The sequence below is a fragment of the Cryobacterium sp. CG_9.6 genome (genome assembly GCF_029893365.1).
Classification (GTDB): Bacteria; Actinomycetota; Actinomycetes; order Actinomycetales; family Microbacteriaceae; genus Cryobacterium.
On the sequence record NZ_JARXUZ010000001.1, the window covers coordinates 1,088,479 to 1,102,256 of the forward strand.

At 63.0% G+C, this 13,778-nt stretch carries 15 protein-coding genes; 9 read left to right on the forward strand and 6 right to left on the reverse strand.

Translation table 11 applies throughout. The annotated features are described in order from the left end of the window. From H4V99_RS04945 to H4V99_RS04955, 3 genes are all read right to left on the reverse strand, one after another. Complete coding sequence (locus H4V99_RS04945; RefSeq protein WP_280676052.1) at positions 1-1,488, reverse strand: hypothetical protein; 1,488 nt, start codon at positions 1,486-1,488, stop codon at positions 1-3. Continuing rightward, positions 1,488-2,093: a hypothetical protein gene (locus H4V99_RS04950; RefSeq protein ID WP_280676054.1), complete on the reverse strand. Its 606-nt coding sequence runs from the start codon at positions 2,091-2,093 to the stop codon at positions 1,488-1,490. Before H4V99_RS04950 ends, H4V99_RS04945 begins: the two co-directional genes overlap by 1 nt. A gap of 67 nt (positions 2,094-2,160) precedes the next feature. After that, entirely contained in the window at positions 2,161-3,162 is a 1,002-nt protein-coding gene (locus tag H4V99_RS04955) for a DUF3883 domain-containing protein (protein ID WP_280676056.1), read from the reverse strand. 103 nt (positions 3,163-3,265) lie between these two features. Here H4V99_RS04955 and H4V99_RS04960 point away from each other — a divergent pair, with 103 nt between their 5' ends. Continuing rightward, on the forward strand, positions 3,266-4,699 hold the full coding sequence (locus H4V99_RS04960; protein ID WP_280676057.1) for a hypothetical protein: 1,434 nt from the start codon (positions 3,266-3,268) through the stop codon (positions 4,697-4,699). A gap of 272 nt (positions 4,700-4,971) precedes the next feature. After that, positions 4,972-5,190 carry a hypothetical protein gene (locus H4V99_RS04965; RefSeq protein WP_280676059.1) on the forward strand — a complete coding sequence of 73 codons (219 nt, stop codon included), beginning with the start codon at positions 4,972-4,974 and terminating at the stop codon, positions 5,188-5,190. Between the two features lie 23 nt (positions 5,191-5,213). On the opposite strand, the gene H4V99_RS04970 is transcribed toward H4V99_RS04965, so the two are convergent. Then, positions 5,214-6,590 (reverse strand): recombinase family protein, encoded by a 1,377-nt coding sequence (locus H4V99_RS04970; protein WP_280676061.1) that lies wholly within the window; start codon positions 6,588-6,590, stop codon positions 5,214-5,216. Between the two features lie 144 nt (positions 6,591-6,734). Between H4V99_RS04970 and H4V99_RS04975 the strand changes: the two genes are divergently transcribed. The 6 genes from H4V99_RS04975 to H4V99_RS05000 all read left to right on the forward strand — a co-directional run bounded on the left by H4V99_RS04975 (position 6,735) and on the right by H4V99_RS05000 (position 9,788). Further along, a complete protein-coding gene (locus H4V99_RS04975; protein ID WP_280676063.1) occupies positions 6,735-6,911 on the forward strand; it encodes a hypothetical protein in 177 nt (58 codons plus the stop codon). Between the two features lie 12 nt (positions 6,912-6,923). Continuing rightward, positions 6,924-7,340 carry a TadE/TadG family type IV pilus assembly protein gene (locus H4V99_RS04980; protein ID WP_280676065.1) on the forward strand — a complete coding sequence of 139 codons (417 nt, stop codon included), beginning with the start codon at positions 6,924-6,926 and terminating at the stop codon, positions 7,338-7,340. Continuing rightward, positions 7,315-7,833 carry a hypothetical protein gene (locus H4V99_RS04985; protein WP_280676067.1) on the forward strand — a complete coding sequence of 173 codons (519 nt, stop codon included), beginning with the start codon at positions 7,315-7,317 and terminating at the stop codon, positions 7,831-7,833. The genes H4V99_RS04980 and H4V99_RS04985 overlap by 26 nt, the downstream gene beginning before the upstream one ends. Next, on the forward strand, positions 7,830-8,291 hold the full coding sequence (locus tag H4V99_RS04990) for a pilus assembly protein TadG-related protein (protein ID WP_280676069.1): 462 nt from the start codon (positions 7,830-7,832) through the stop codon (positions 8,289-8,291). The genes H4V99_RS04985 and H4V99_RS04990 overlap by 4 nt, the downstream gene beginning before the upstream one ends. Before the next feature lie 186 nt (positions 8,292-8,477). Beyond that, the gene (locus H4V99_RS04995; RefSeq protein WP_280676071.1) at positions 8,478-8,798 is read left to right on the forward strand and encodes a hypothetical protein; all 321 of its coding nucleotides are present in this window, start codon (positions 8,478-8,480) and stop codon (positions 8,796-8,798) included. Between the two features lie 105 nt (positions 8,799-8,903). Then, positions 8,904-9,788, forward strand: a complete 885-nt coding sequence (locus H4V99_RS05000; RefSeq protein ID WP_280676073.1) for an EamA family transporter — start codon at positions 8,904-8,906, stop codon at positions 9,786-9,788. Between the two features lie 892 nt (positions 9,789-10,680). Here the strand turns inward: H4V99_RS05000 and H4V99_RS05005 are convergent. Continuing rightward, positions 10,681-11,241: a GNAT family N-acetyltransferase gene (locus H4V99_RS05005; RefSeq protein ID WP_280676075.1), complete on the reverse strand. Its 561-nt coding sequence runs from the start codon at positions 11,239-11,241 to the stop codon at positions 10,681-10,683. 62 nt (positions 11,242-11,303) lie between these two features. Continuing rightward, complete coding sequence (locus tag H4V99_RS05010; RefSeq protein WP_280676077.1) at positions 11,304-12,548, reverse strand: MFS transporter; 1,245 nt, start codon at positions 12,546-12,548, stop codon at positions 11,304-11,306. A 91-nt stretch (positions 12,549-12,639) separates the two neighbouring features. Here H4V99_RS05010 and prfB point away from each other — a divergent pair, with 91 nt between their 5' ends. Beyond that, on the forward strand, positions 12,640-13,752 hold the full coding sequence (gene prfB / locus H4V99_RS05015; protein ID WP_280676079.1) for a peptide chain release factor 2: 1,113 nt from the start codon (positions 12,640-12,642) through the stop codon (positions 13,750-13,752). Positions 13,753-13,778: the final 26 nt, after the last annotated feature.

Sequence of the window (13,778 nt, forward strand, 5' to 3'; positions counted from 1 at the left end):
CTAGTCGTCGTTCGGTACGTACCAACCATCGTTGACAGTCGGATCATCAGAGAGTGCCGCGTCCTCGACCTCTTCGAGCGCTGACATGTCCAGCGGCATCTGCTCGTTGTCGACCTCGTAGGCGAGAAAGGCCGAGAGTGCCTCGCGGTGCTCCGTTGACAGATCGCTGACGAGCGGAACCGTGGCTGCGAGCAGGTCGGCCATGAGAACGTTGCTCCGCGTTACACCTGTACCAGTACGGTTCGCGAGGTCGACGTTCACTCGACCCGACCGCGTGGAAACGATGGACTGCGCCACCTCACCGGCACCTTCGAACGTCGCCGACAGGCCACGCAGACGATCCGTGCTGATCGCGCCCTCATCAATTTTCGCGCTAATGTGTTCCGGGCCAGAGTGAACGCTGACCTCCACCAACTCAAACCCCTCCGAGCGGTCGATGAACCGCTCGACCGAGACTGCCTGAGGCGTGTCCTTCTCCAGGTGGTCCAGATCCTTCTTCGCGCCGCCGAGGATCGCGAAGAGGTGAGGTGCCTCGAAGCTAATGTGTCTACCACGACGAGCCCAGCGAAACAACTCACCCTCGGCTGCGGAGTCGACGCCGAGAGGGTCGCTCTTGACCACAGCCGCGCGCGCCGCCAGCACGTCTAGGTTGGCACGAATCAGTCGCTGAATATTGTCATCGTCAGCATCGAAGTCGAGCGTGTCTAGGTCAGAAAGTCTCAGGCTGCGACCTACCCGCTTCCAGAATCCATCGTCCTCCGTGCGCATGTACTTCACGAGGTACCGCAAAGACTCCGGGTTGAGGCGACCGGACGTGTCCGCGCCGCCGGGGAACTGGCTGAGTGAGCCTTCGCTTCCCTCCCATACCGCTTGCAGCACACGATTCATGCGCCACGCCTGTGGCCCCCCGAGACGGTCGTCGATGGCAGTCACGGCCTCGGCTGTCGGGTCGAACTCAACCTGCGCCGCCGCACCGAACCCCCGCGCCACCACGTCAGCCAGATCTACCGCCTCATTGGCCACGAACGTGCCGCGCCCGCCCTGGACCAGCGCATTGCTGAGCATGTTGGCGGTTGAGTCGGTCTTCTTCCGGTCGATCAAACGTTCCAGAGCGTTGGGCTCAGTGAACATCGCGTCTGTGTCGGAGATCACCGCGTCAACGGCGGGACGGGCCAGCTCCGATTCAGGACTCGTAAGTCCGAAAATCAAGGGATCGGTCGTGTCGATTAGGGCGACGTCGTCCACCAGCGCATCGAGGTCGTATGCCAGTCGCAGGTACACCCGCCGACTGCTCGCATCCGGCCACGTCATGACCAAGTCAGGTGCGAACGTGTGATTGAAGTAGTTGGTGGATTTGATGTCGGCGGTGGAGTCGAGTGCTTCTAACTCCTTAGCTACCGCGTCCTTGACGCGGAAGATTGATTCGTTAGGTGAGGGGTCGAACAATCCATCGTGGATGAGTGCTGCGAAGCCTGACACGACAACCATTAGTAGCCCTTCTCAGCCTCGTACTGCTCGATGACGCCCCGGTGGACGTTGGAGATCACCAGGGCCTCCTGCTTCTCGGAGAGGATGATGAACCACAGTCTGCTCGCAACGGCCGACACCGCGTCGGCGTCGACGCTGGCCTCAGCCTTTGCAACATCCTTCTCACCAAACACCCGCTCACGGTTCGCGAGCACATGCTTCTTCACGTAGGCAGTTGTCGTGAGGTCGGGCCACTTCGTGATGTCGTGGGGGCTCCAAGCGATCCACATGAAGTGGTCACAGAACCCAGGCTTGTCGATGTAGGCGACATAGCACTGCGCAAGAAACTTTGAGTAGTGCTCACCGAGATCGTGGGGCTTCGCATAGTTCTTCGACTCGGCGAAGAACATCTGGCCGTCGAACTCGCCGTACTTGAGCGTGCCACCGAGGTCGAACGAGAAGGTCTGCCCTCCATGTGGCCACAAGAAGGTTAATTTATCGACAGCGGGCGGGTTGGGGTTAACCCAATGAGCATTGACGCGCGTAGTCGACTCAAGCCAACGCTTCGCTCGCTTCGCGCCGTCCGCACCCTTGGCTTGCGCCGCCTCGCCTTTGATCCCCGCCATGATCCGTACACTAGCGCAGTCTCATCGCGTGCTCGCGCACACTGATACGCAGTGGACGCGCGTCCCGCTAGAAGGCCGGGAGCGTGTAGCGCAGGTGGGTCGGACGAAGGGCGCTGTCGCTCGGAACCCATTCCGACCAGATGCGCACTATCCCCCCAGAAGTGACGATGGAACCATCAGCGCCCCGGGAAGCACTTATCCCGTCGACAACAAAAAGGTCTGTCGGCTGATAGTTCCGGGCATGGTTAACCTCACCTTGCGTGAGCTGCACACTATCTACCTCGTCACCGACCGAGCCCTTGACCTCGACATGACGCTCTATCCCGTCCAACGTCACGCGCAGGTCGTAAGGCTTGCCCAGCTCCTCAATCTGGGCCGCGCCACCGGCTAGGTAGTGCTCAATAGCCATATGGACGGCGTGCTGTTCGAGCGCAGTCCTCTTCTCCGCATCCGCCATATACCCCTGACCGCGCCCAGCACGTGCTGTCGCCCGGAGACCGCTCGCCATTGCGGCCGCATCGACATCCGGACGGTCGAAAAGGAGCGCTACGAGGGCGGCGGGGAACTTGGTGAGGTAACCCTGTTGAGCGCGCAGTTCACGACCGCCGTAATTCTGGAAGGGCGCATAGATCGGCTTACCGTGGGCGCGGGTGACGCCGGCGATCACCTCCAATACCTCGGCACGACGAGCGTTCAGGGCTGACCGTGTGACAGGACGCTCAAGCTCCGTATAGCCGGTCAGTGGCATGTTCCACGTCGGCCCAACCGTGGGCACTCCACGCTCCCGCCCCCTGGTGCCGCGCGCCTGCCAAGACCAGGTGATTGTCTCCAACGGGCCAGCCGCTTCCGACCACCCGAGGATGCCAGGCTCGCCGGAAGGAGTCTTGTGCCAATGGAACACTCGATCGCCCGGTTGCACATACGAGGTCAGCTGGTAGGACCACGAAGGGTTACCATCGATGGCTGCTTTCGGAGCGCGCAGATAATCCCCCAATCCAACTGGCTCTTGCCTGATCTCCAGCCAATAGATCTCCTCGGGGTCCGCATCCCACCAGTTGTGAATAGCCATAAGTCAACTCTGGCAGACCCTGACTCGCCTGAAGAAACCCATGCGGCCTGATCTCCTGAGATAATGACTTGTTCGAGAAGTCCTCGACGGAGAGCAGGATCAAGTGACAGACCCGATGGCGATGGTTCCCGCGCAGGCCGCGGGCGCGATGGACATGACCACGGCCATCACACAGTTCGAAAACGCTCTACTGGCACAGGCAGAGATTATGGGCTTGCCGTCATCGGGTGTGCTTGTCGAGGTGCACCAGCGCGTTCAGGTTCTCTCGAACATGGACGGTGCGATGGCGGGGCTCCCACGCGAGAAGCGCGCGACGTCCATGTATCTGTCGAAGTTCATGCTGGCGGTGAGCGCTGGATTGTTTGACGCCGCATTGAACTACCTGTGGGACGAGACGATCGGCGAGCTCCGCAAACGGATCATCGACTACGACCTCGACTACTTCTTCGACAACGCGGTGTCCTCAGACAAGCGCAAGGAGCTCAAGGGCCCCGACGACCTATTGAAGGTAACCGACGACGAGCTGGTCCGGGCCGCGCAGAAGGTCGGATTCATCTCACCCCTGGGCCAGCAGCAGCTCGACCTCGTGCGGCACATGCGCAATCACGCGAGTGCCGCTCACCCCAATCAGCATGAATTGCAGCCATACTCGTTGCTCGGGTATATGGAGACCTGCATCAAGGAGGTCATCACCCTCCCTCAGTCCCCGACGATGGTACAGACGGGGCGGCTCCTCGCGAATGTGAAGACTGCGACCGTCACGAAGGAGGAGGCCGCCGGTTTCGCGACTCTGTTCGCCGGACTACGCAGGGACCAGTCCGAGACCTTGGCCAACGGCTTGTTTGGCATCTACGTATCTCTTGACTCCACGCCTGTCATGCGTGACAACGTGCGTCTACTTCTGCCGCACCTGTGGCCCAACCTCTCTGAGGATATGAAGTTCGCCTTCGGCACGCGTTTCGCGCGTTTCAAGGCGAGCCTGGACATTGCGCAGGCTGATCTCGCGAAGGAGTTCCTCCAGTCAGTCGATGGCTCGTCATACCTTCCCGAGGATGTCCGCGCAGCTGAGATCGACGTGCTCCTCGATCGCCTCCATGGTGCTCACCTTAGCATGAACAACTTCTACAACGAGCCGCCGATCGCGAAGGAGCTTGCGACCTACATCGGGTCGCTGCCTGTTCCGCCGGGCGTCCGGGCGAAGTATGCGAGCGGCTTGGTCGATTCCTTCCTTGCACGTTCGAGCGGCATCGCCTTCGCGGCCGACGGCCTGTACGAGCAGATGCTCCTCAGCATGACTCCCGCTGAGGCGAACCTGGCCCTGCTCTACGCGACCGGCGCGGATGCCTCATCCAAGTACCTCGCCGAGATTCCCAGGAAGCAGCTCGATCGCCTTATTGCGATACTGACTCCGAAGCTGGTTAGCCGCCCCGCTCAGGACCTCATGGCGCATGTGAACGCGTTCACTGGGCCGCGGCAGAGTATGGCCATCGATTCGAAGATGGTACACCTTCGGAACAAGCTTGCAGTGACTCTTTAGCGGCGAAGATGATCTGGTGAGTCAGCTGGAAGAACTCCGGAGCGTCCACTGTGGACAACTCGCCCGCGGCCCGAGTGACTCTCGATAAGATCGCGCGATGCAGGATGATCTGGAGGCGCTGAGCGATCCGTCTTGCGCTCGGTGCCTCGTGCGTCTCCAGATCGCCGGCAGTCCCGAGCGCCCGTTCTCGCGCTGCCCCGATTGCGGATTAGTCAGGCTGTAGCGGACCTCCTCGCCCCTCTGGTGGCGACGGCTCGGTATGCTCTGCTTTCATGACGATCTACACCACTAACGAGTGGCAGGGCTACGGGAAGCAGAACTACTTTTGGAACGAGTACAGGCTCGAAGGTGCCACCGTCGTCAAGTACAAGTGCCACAGACAGAAATTCTTCGATGGCAAGGAGAACACTTGGCAGCAGGATGAAACGATCGCGGAATCCTGGGGCGTTGACGACCCGTCCATGCCTGACTGGCTTCGGCAGCATTTCTGATCGTTCACAGCGCCTCGGCGTCGCTAGCCCTTCCAGGTGACGCGCACTGTGTCCGGGTTGAACGCCTTGCCGCTGCCGCTCGGCAGGATCGTGACCGTGACCAGCGAGGTCAGCACGGCACGCTTACTGTCCATGCTGAGTGCGACCCAGGCCTCGGCAGCCTGCCCGCTCATCAACTCGGCAGGTACGGCAGCAGGTAGGGCGGCTTCTACGGCAGCGGCAGCCTGAGCTCGGTCGGCCCGCAGTATCTCGCTGATGCGCGTCAACTGACCGCCGTCGATGCCACCAGTGGCAAACATGTCGGCGGCGTTGGACAGCCGGGCGTCTAGCGCCTCGATCGTGACGCGTGCCTCTTGCAGTGCTGCCGGGTCGCCCGTGGCGAACAACTGCGCGGCGTCGGGCATCTGCAACCGGCCCACCACGATGCCCTCCACCAGCGCGTCCACATCAGTCTGCTTACGGCGCACGCGGTAGCACTCGCTGCACACGTAGCTCGGTGGCTGGCGCTTGACCCCGCCTGTCTTGGTGGTTGTCATCCTACCGATGGCCCGCGCCATGACACCGTCGCACCGGCCACACCGGGCGATGCCACTGAGTAGGTACTTGGGTGCCCTGCCGGGGTTGCCCGAGCGTCGCCTCGGGTCAGTGAGCAAAGCTTTGATTCTTTCGTGAGTGTCTTCGTCGATCACACGAGGAGAGTCGGCGTGGGCATGGCCGAGTACCTGCCCCCTATGGATTGTCAGCCCAGCCAGACTAGGCCGGAGCAGCAACTGCTTTAGCGTCGTACTGTTCCAGCGTGCGCCTCGGCCTGGGGTTGGAGCCTGCTGAGTGTCCAGGTCCTTGCAGATCGCCCGTAACGATTCACCGTCGAGCACACGCGCCACCGCCGACCGAATGGTCGTGGCCTCATCAAAGTGCAGCACAGCGGCAGCGCCCTCGCGCCGGTAGCCGTAGCCCATGCGACCAGAGTGGACACCACTGACGGCCCGCTGCACATTAGCGGCGACCTGTCGTGTGGCCTTCTGTTCGCCCTCGTACTGGCTCCACGCGGCCACGGTGCGGGCTACGGCACGCCCTGCCGGTGTGGTCAGGTCGAGGGTGCCTGCCGTCACGGTGTACACGGGCACGTTCAGCTCAATGACCCGCTCCAGGTCTTTAGTCAGGCGCAGCAGCCGGTCCTGATGCCAAGCGATGATGGCCTCTGGCTGAGCCTTGAGCATGGCCTCGAAGTCGGGCCGTACCTTGCCAGTGGTGGCGCTGATGTCGTTGTCCGTATATGTGTGGACAACTGTCAGGCCTAGGCGCTCAGCCAGCGCGCGGCACTCCTGCTCTTGGCGGGCAACGGCTAGCGCCTCACCTGTGCGGTCGAGGCTAACGCGGGTGTAGATGACGCAATCCATAAAGGTACTTTAACGCATTGCTCGGGCCGCTCGTCTTTTTGATTTTGCCCATGACAATCCTGTTCGCAATCTTTCCCGGGCTCGTTGTTCTGCAGTCCGGCTTCTGACCCTGCCCCGCCCCACACCTCACGAAAGTAGCCCATCATGTCGACACTCGCCCGCCGCATTGCCCGCCGATTCAGTGACGAAACCGGCGACGTTCCCGGCTGGGTTTTGATCACGCTGATGACTGCCGGGCTGGTCGTTATTATTTGGGGCCTGGCCGGTCCTGCCCTGAGCGGTGTCTTTGAACAGGCCATCGCTCGGGTCAGCGGCATCTGAGCAGTGGCGACCATGAAGCGGATGCTCCGCGCGGCCCGCGCGCGCATCGCTGTCTCCGCGGAGACAGGTTCGGCCGTGGCCGAGTTCGTTATGGTCGCCGCCCTGCTCACCGCGCTCACCCTCGGCGTCATGCAGCTGGGCCTGGCACTGCACGTGCGCAACACCGTGCTGGACGCGGCAGCCGAAGGCGCTCGCTACGCCTCGCTGGCCGACAGCAGTCTGGCCGAAGGCGCGGCGCGCACGCGTGACCTGATCCAGACCGCCGTGGGGCCGGCCTATGCCACCGGGGTCACCGCGAGCTACGACTCCATCGCGGGCTACCCGTGCGTGCACGTGCGGGTGGTTACACCGCTTCCGCTTCTGGGTCTCTTCGGCATCGATCGCGGGCTGGAGGTTGATGGTCATGCGGCTCGCGAAACACTGGAATAAGGTCTCTGCCGCAGCAGCGGTTCGCCCTCCGGGACGTCGCCCCCGTGATCCTCAGGATGTTCGCTCCGAAGAAGGCTCGGCGGCACTCGAATTCATTACGACCGGAATGATTCTGCTCGGGCCCCTCGTCTACCTCATTGTCGCCATGGCCGCGCTGCAGGGCGGCTCACTCGCCGTGGCGGGGGCCGCGCGCCAGGCTGCCCGGGTGTACGTGGACTCGCCGGATGAGGCCGCCGCGAACACCCGGGCGCTGCGGGCCGTGCAGTTCGCGCTCGCCGACTACGGCCTCGACGCGAACGCTGCAGAGGTATCCATCTACTGCCCGGCCCCCGCCGGCGGGTGCCTCAAACGTCAGAGCGCCATCACCGTCAGCGTCAGAATCCGAGTGACTCTGCCGCTCGTCCCCGATGTGCTGTCGCTTCCAACCAGCGCGAGCATTCCGATTGAGGCCACCGCAACGCAGATCGTGTCACGTTTCTGGGGAACCCGGTGAGGATTCGCGACCTCACTGTTGCCCGCTCGAATTCCGCCAGCAGCGAGGACGGCTCCACCCTTCTCCTCACCATTTTCTACGGGTTTCTTTCTCTCGTGCTCATCCTTGTAATTGTTGCCGCCACCTCGCTCTACCTCGAGCGCAAGCGGCTCTTCACACTCGCGGACGGAGCCGCCTTCGCCGGAGCCGAAGCCTTCGATTTCGGTGCCGTCGACCCGGGAACCACCGAGGCACAGCGTGCGCTCACCGGCGCCGATGTGCAGAAAGCGGTCACCGACTATCTGGCCCTGCCGCACGAAAAATTCGAGGGCCTCACCATGACCCAGGCCTACTCAACCGACAGCCACAGCGCCACCGTCTCGCTGTCCGCGTGGTGGAGACCGCCCGTCCTGACCCTGGTTATTCCCCGCGGTGTGCCCATCACGGTGACATCCGTTGCTCGTTCGGTCGTGTGGTAACAATTTGCAGGTTGCGAGTGTATGATGCACAGAACGCGTAGAGGGCGATTACAGTTTTTTATTGAATAAGAAACCTTTTTCCTAGTGCGCGCGCCTAGTTCCAGTCCAGCCCCGGACCCCGGTTGGTGTACCGACGTTTCTTCGTCGCTCATCCGGTGCAGTCGCCAGCGGATGTTACGTACCGCTGTGCGGCTTCGATTCCTCTGGACGGAACGTTTCACCATCATGGATGCGCTATTGGATGCAGTTCTCGACGCCGAGCTTGTCGAGCTGCTCGACTTCGACACAAATTTTCCCTGCGAGGGTGTTCACCACGATCGCGGCCTCAGCGGTCACGACCCGGCAGAACCTGGCGGCTACATGGTGATCTCTCCGTGCTGTGGTCCCAAGGTTATTCAATGCTCCTCCCGGGTTATCGCCATGCGCACCTCGGGCGTGCTCTACTGCGGCATCTGTAAGAAGGAACACCTCACCAGCGATTACAGCTTCATTCCCCTCCCCGATTAGCGTCTCCGTTAGCACAGTGGATGCCGCACTCGGCCCGGCCACTTGGCGCGCCCCCAGCAGCTACGCTCGATAGCGCACCGTCCTCGGTGCCGGGGAGGAGGCGTCGTGAGTGCCAAGAGGGACCGATTGAATGGCGCGGGAGCCCAGCTTGCGACCGAGGTAAGCATCAACTTTGGTTCGAGTCTGGCTGGCCTGCTCATTCCCGTGGTCGGCTCTCCGGTCGTGGTTGCGGCGCGTCAAATCGTCATGGTCTGCGTGATTTTGCCGTTTTACCGCCCAAAGCTGTCGCAGCTCAGTTGGCGGCGGGTCTGGCCCGCTCTCGCGCTCGGCGTCGTTCTGGCCGTGATGAACGTCACGTTTTATATGTCCGTCGGGCTGCTTGGACTGGGAATCGCGGCAACGATTGAGTTCCTCGGTCCCTTCGGACTCGCTCTCGCCACGTCCCGCCGTCCGCTGGACTTTGTGTGTGCCCTGGCGGCGGCTGGCGGTGTGTTCTTGCTGACCTGGTCGGACGGCACGCTCAGCGTTCTGGGAATCGTGCTTGCACTGACGGCAGCAGCATCCTGGGCGGCCTACATTCTTCTCACCCGGCAGGTTGCCACCGAGTTCCCGGGGCTTGAAGGCATCACTATCGCCAGTCTGGTGAGCCTGACACTCGTGGTGCCACTCGCTCTGGTGACGGTGGATTTCAGTGAGCTCAACTGGGGCATCATTGGGTTGCTCGTGCTCATTGGAGTGCTGTCCTCGGCGTTCCCGTATACCGTCGACACCTACATTTTGCGCCGCATCAGCCCGCGGCTCTATTCGATCATCACCAGCTTCGGTCCGGTCATCGCGGCGGCGTTCGGTGCGCTGGTGCTCGGCGAAACGTTCACTCTGCAGCAGCAGATCGCCATCGTGGTGGTGTGCGTCGCTGCCGGTGCCGCAATTGCCACGCAGCGGGAGCGTCCCCGGTCCGACCTGGAACTCACCGCGACCGCCATCCCGTAGCCCCACCCCCGCGCCCCTCCTCGCTGGCCGAGGAGCCGGGTGCGCGCGGGCTGTTGCTGGTCGAGGAGCTGGCATGCTTTTCGCCGGCGTCTCGAGACCCCGTGAGCGAGCCCCGAAGACTAACTCACCCGGTCTCGACTACTCGCAAGCTCGCGCTCGACCAGCGAGAGGGCGCTCGCGCGCGGGCTGCGGGCTCCACCTCGCTGGTCGAGGAGCCGGCACGCTTTTTGCCGGCGTCTCGAGACCTGGTGAGCGAGTTCCGAAGACTAGCTCACGAGGTCTCGACTACTCGCAAGCTCGCGCTCGACCAGCGAGAGGGTGGCCGCGCTCGGGCGGCGCGCCCCTCCTCGCTGGTCGAGGAGCCGGCACGCTTTTCGCCGGCGTCTCGAGACCCCGTGAGCGAGTCCCGAAGACTGGCTCGCGAGGTCTCGACTACTCGCAAGCTCGCGCTCGACCAGCGAAAGGGTGGCCGCGCGCGGGCTGCTCGCCCCTCCTCGCTGGTCGAGGAGCCGGCACGCTTTTCGTCGGCGTCTCGAGACCTGGTGAGCGAGTTCCGAAGACTAGCTCACGAGGTCTCGACCACTCGCAAGCTCGCGCTCGACCAGCGAGAGGGTGGGCGCGCCTGTTTTCGGTGGGCGCGCCTAATATGACGGATGGCCGCGCCTCAGATCGGTGGGCGCTACGCCGATTACCGTAGCGACCACCGATACGGGTGGCGGCCATGAGAGAAGCGGGCCCCTCCTCGCTGGTCGAGGAGCCGGCACGTTTTTCGTCGGCGTCTCGAGACCTCGTGAGCGAGTCCCCCAAACCACCTCGCGCTCGACCATCGAGAAGGAGTGCGCACCCACTGCGAGCCGCTTGCTTCGTATTCGCCGGGAAGGGGCATGGTCAGTCACACACCGCTCATGCTCGGTTCACTCCGCGCGGCGCTGGCCACAAACAGCTCGCACCGCGCGTTGTAATAGGCCTCCGAAATGCCGTGATGGAGCATACCAATCCGCTCACACACCCGCTGCGAGGCATGGTTGTCGGGGTTGGTCACGGCCACAATCTTTTGCAGGCCGTGCGCAAAGGCGTGCCGGAGCACAGCGGATGCCGCTTCGCTCGCGCAGCCCTTGCCCCGAGCATCTGGATGAAAATGCCACCCAATCTCGGTATCACCGGCGGGCTCCGCGGCCAGGTTCGTTCCCGATGCGGGAATGAACTTGAGCAGGAGTGAGCCGAGCAGCTTGCCGCTGTCGGCTTCCGTCACCGCCCACACGCCGTGCACACCGTCGTCGAGGCCGTGCCATGCCGTGATGCGGTCAAGGGCCTCATCGATGGAGGCCATCACCCCCGGCACGGCACCCAGGTAACGCTGCACATCCCAGCGCGAATACACATCGAAGATAAAGTCCGCGTCCTCCACCGAAAAGGGCCGAAGGAGAAGCCGTTCCGTGTGGATTAGTTGCATGAGTGGATCAGTAACATGAGCGGATCAGGTGCATGGTGGTGCCTATCGCTGATGAAACGGGGCTATCGCGGCCGATGTGGTGCGTAGCGCGGAATGTACCGATACAGCAGTATGGCCCCAAAAAGGCCAACTGCACCCATAACGCCGCTGGCAATTGAGAGAGTGGCGATTCCGGTGAGGGTCGCGACGGCGAGTGGCGCGGCCGCGCTGCCGGCATCCGCTGTGAAACGCCACGCCCCGAGAAACGGTGCGGGCCCGGTTTTGGGGGCCAGGTCGGCGCCCAGGGTCATCAACAGCCCACTGCCCACACCGTTGGCCAGGGAGAGGAACATGGCAATTCCAATGAACCACTCAACGTTGGTCGGCAGGTCGTGCGTGAACGCCAGCACCAGGTGGCCCGCGGCCAACCCGAGCATGGATGGGAGGGCGCTCCACATGCGGCCGAAACGATCCATGATCTGGCCGCTCACATAGAACAGGGCGAAGTCGATGCCGCCGGCGATGCCGATGATGAGCGCGGTTTGCGGGGCGCTGATGCCGATGCTCACCGCCCAGAGTGGAAGCATGACTGTGCGGCTGGCGCGCATGGCACCCACCAGAGCGGCCCCGGTACCGAGACGCAGCAGCACCTCTCGACTGGCGCGGATGGTGGCAAAGAGACCCGGAGCGGCTGCGGAGTCGACGTCGTGACGAGAAGCGGATGCGCCGCGCGCGGGACGGGCGCCAAAGGTGGCGCTCGGATCCGGCAACAGAAGCAGAATGACCGCGGCAGCCACCGAGCAGCCAATGAACAGCCAGAAGGCCGACTGGGTGGACCCGGTCACAAAAATGAGTCCGGCCGCCACGATGGGCCCGATGAACCAGCCGGCGCGAAAGACACCCCCCAGCGTGGAGAGCGCGCGAGCCCGGTAGACGAGGGGAACATAGGTGGCCATGAAGGCATGGCGTGCCAGCGCAAAAATGGCGGTGGCAATACCAATGAGAAAGATGCCGATGCCAAGCACCCAGGGGTTGGGTGCCACGAGGCACACCAGCACGGAGATGATCGTGAGGAGCGAGGCCCAGAGCATGGCGTTGCGTTCGCCGATGCGCGACACGATCACACCGCTCGGGATGTCGCCCACCAGCTCGCCGAGCATGATCATGGCCGCAATGAAACCGGCCACGGCGAGACTGGCGCCCAAATCGTTGGCCACTAGGGGTATCAGCGGAATGATGGCGCCCTCACCGGTGGAGAAGAGCAGCGTCGGGAGAAAGGCGGTTAACGCGACCGACCGCAGGCTGAAGGGGCGCTCGGCATTCGTCATCGTTTTCGATGCTACGCCCGCCGGACTGTGTGCCGGAGCAGAAGGCTCTGCCGAGGCGGGGGCAACCGGGCCGAGTAGGCTGGGGTTTGACATGATTGACTTGGATTTTTCGGAGCAGATCGCCGCACTGCGGACCACGTTTGGCGACATTCGTTCGGTGGTCGACGTTGAGCGGCTGCGCGCCGACATCGCCGAGCTGAGCGAAGAGGCCGGCGAACCTGACCTGTGGAACGACACCGAGCATGCGCAAAAGGTCACCAGTGATCTGAGCCATCGGCAGAGCTCGCTCAAGCGCATCGAGAGCATCGAGGCGCGCCTCGATGACCTCGAGCTGCTGGTGGAGATGGCCAACGAGGGCCAGGGCGACCAGGAATCAGCCGATGAGGCCGAAACCGAACTGGCCAGCCTGCAGAAGCTGCTCGGCGACCTCGAGGTGCAGACCCTCCTTAACGGCGAGTTCGACGAGCGCAACGCCGTCATCACCATTCGCGCCGGGGCCGGGGGAGTGGATGCCGCCGACTTCGCCGAAATGCTGCTGCGCATGTACCTGCGCTGGGCGGAACAGCACGATTACCGCACGAGCGTGCTCGACATCAGCTATGCCGAAGAGGCCGGCATCAAGTCGGCCATCGTTGAAGTGGATGGCGCCTACGCCTTCGGAACGCTGAGCGTCGAGGCGGGTACCCACCGTCTCGTGCGGATGAGTCCGTTCAACTCGGCCGGCAAGCGACAGACCTCCTTCGCCGCGGTGGAGGTAGTTCCGCTGATCGAACAGACCGAGTCCATCGAGGTGCCCGACGGCGATATTCGAGTGGATGTCTTCCGGTCCAGTGGCCCCGGCGGCCAGTCGGTGAACACCACCGACTCCGCCGTGCGCATCACCCACCTTCCTACCGGAACCGTGGTGAGCTGTCAGAACGAGAAGAGCCAGATTCAGAACCGCGCCGCGGCCATGCGGGTGTTGCAATCCCGACTGCTCCTGCTCGAACGCGAGAAGGAAGCGGCGACCAAGAAAGAACTCGCCGGTAACATCACGGCCAGCTGGGGAGACCAGATGCGCAGCTACGTGCTCGCGCCGTATCAAATGGTGAAAGACCTGCGCACGAACCACGAGGTCAACAACCCCACGAACGTTTTCAATGGTGACCTGGACGGATTTATCTCCGCCGGCATCCGCTGGCGTAAGAAGGCTCCGCAGGACTGATCGCTGGCAATAGGTATGTCGCTGTG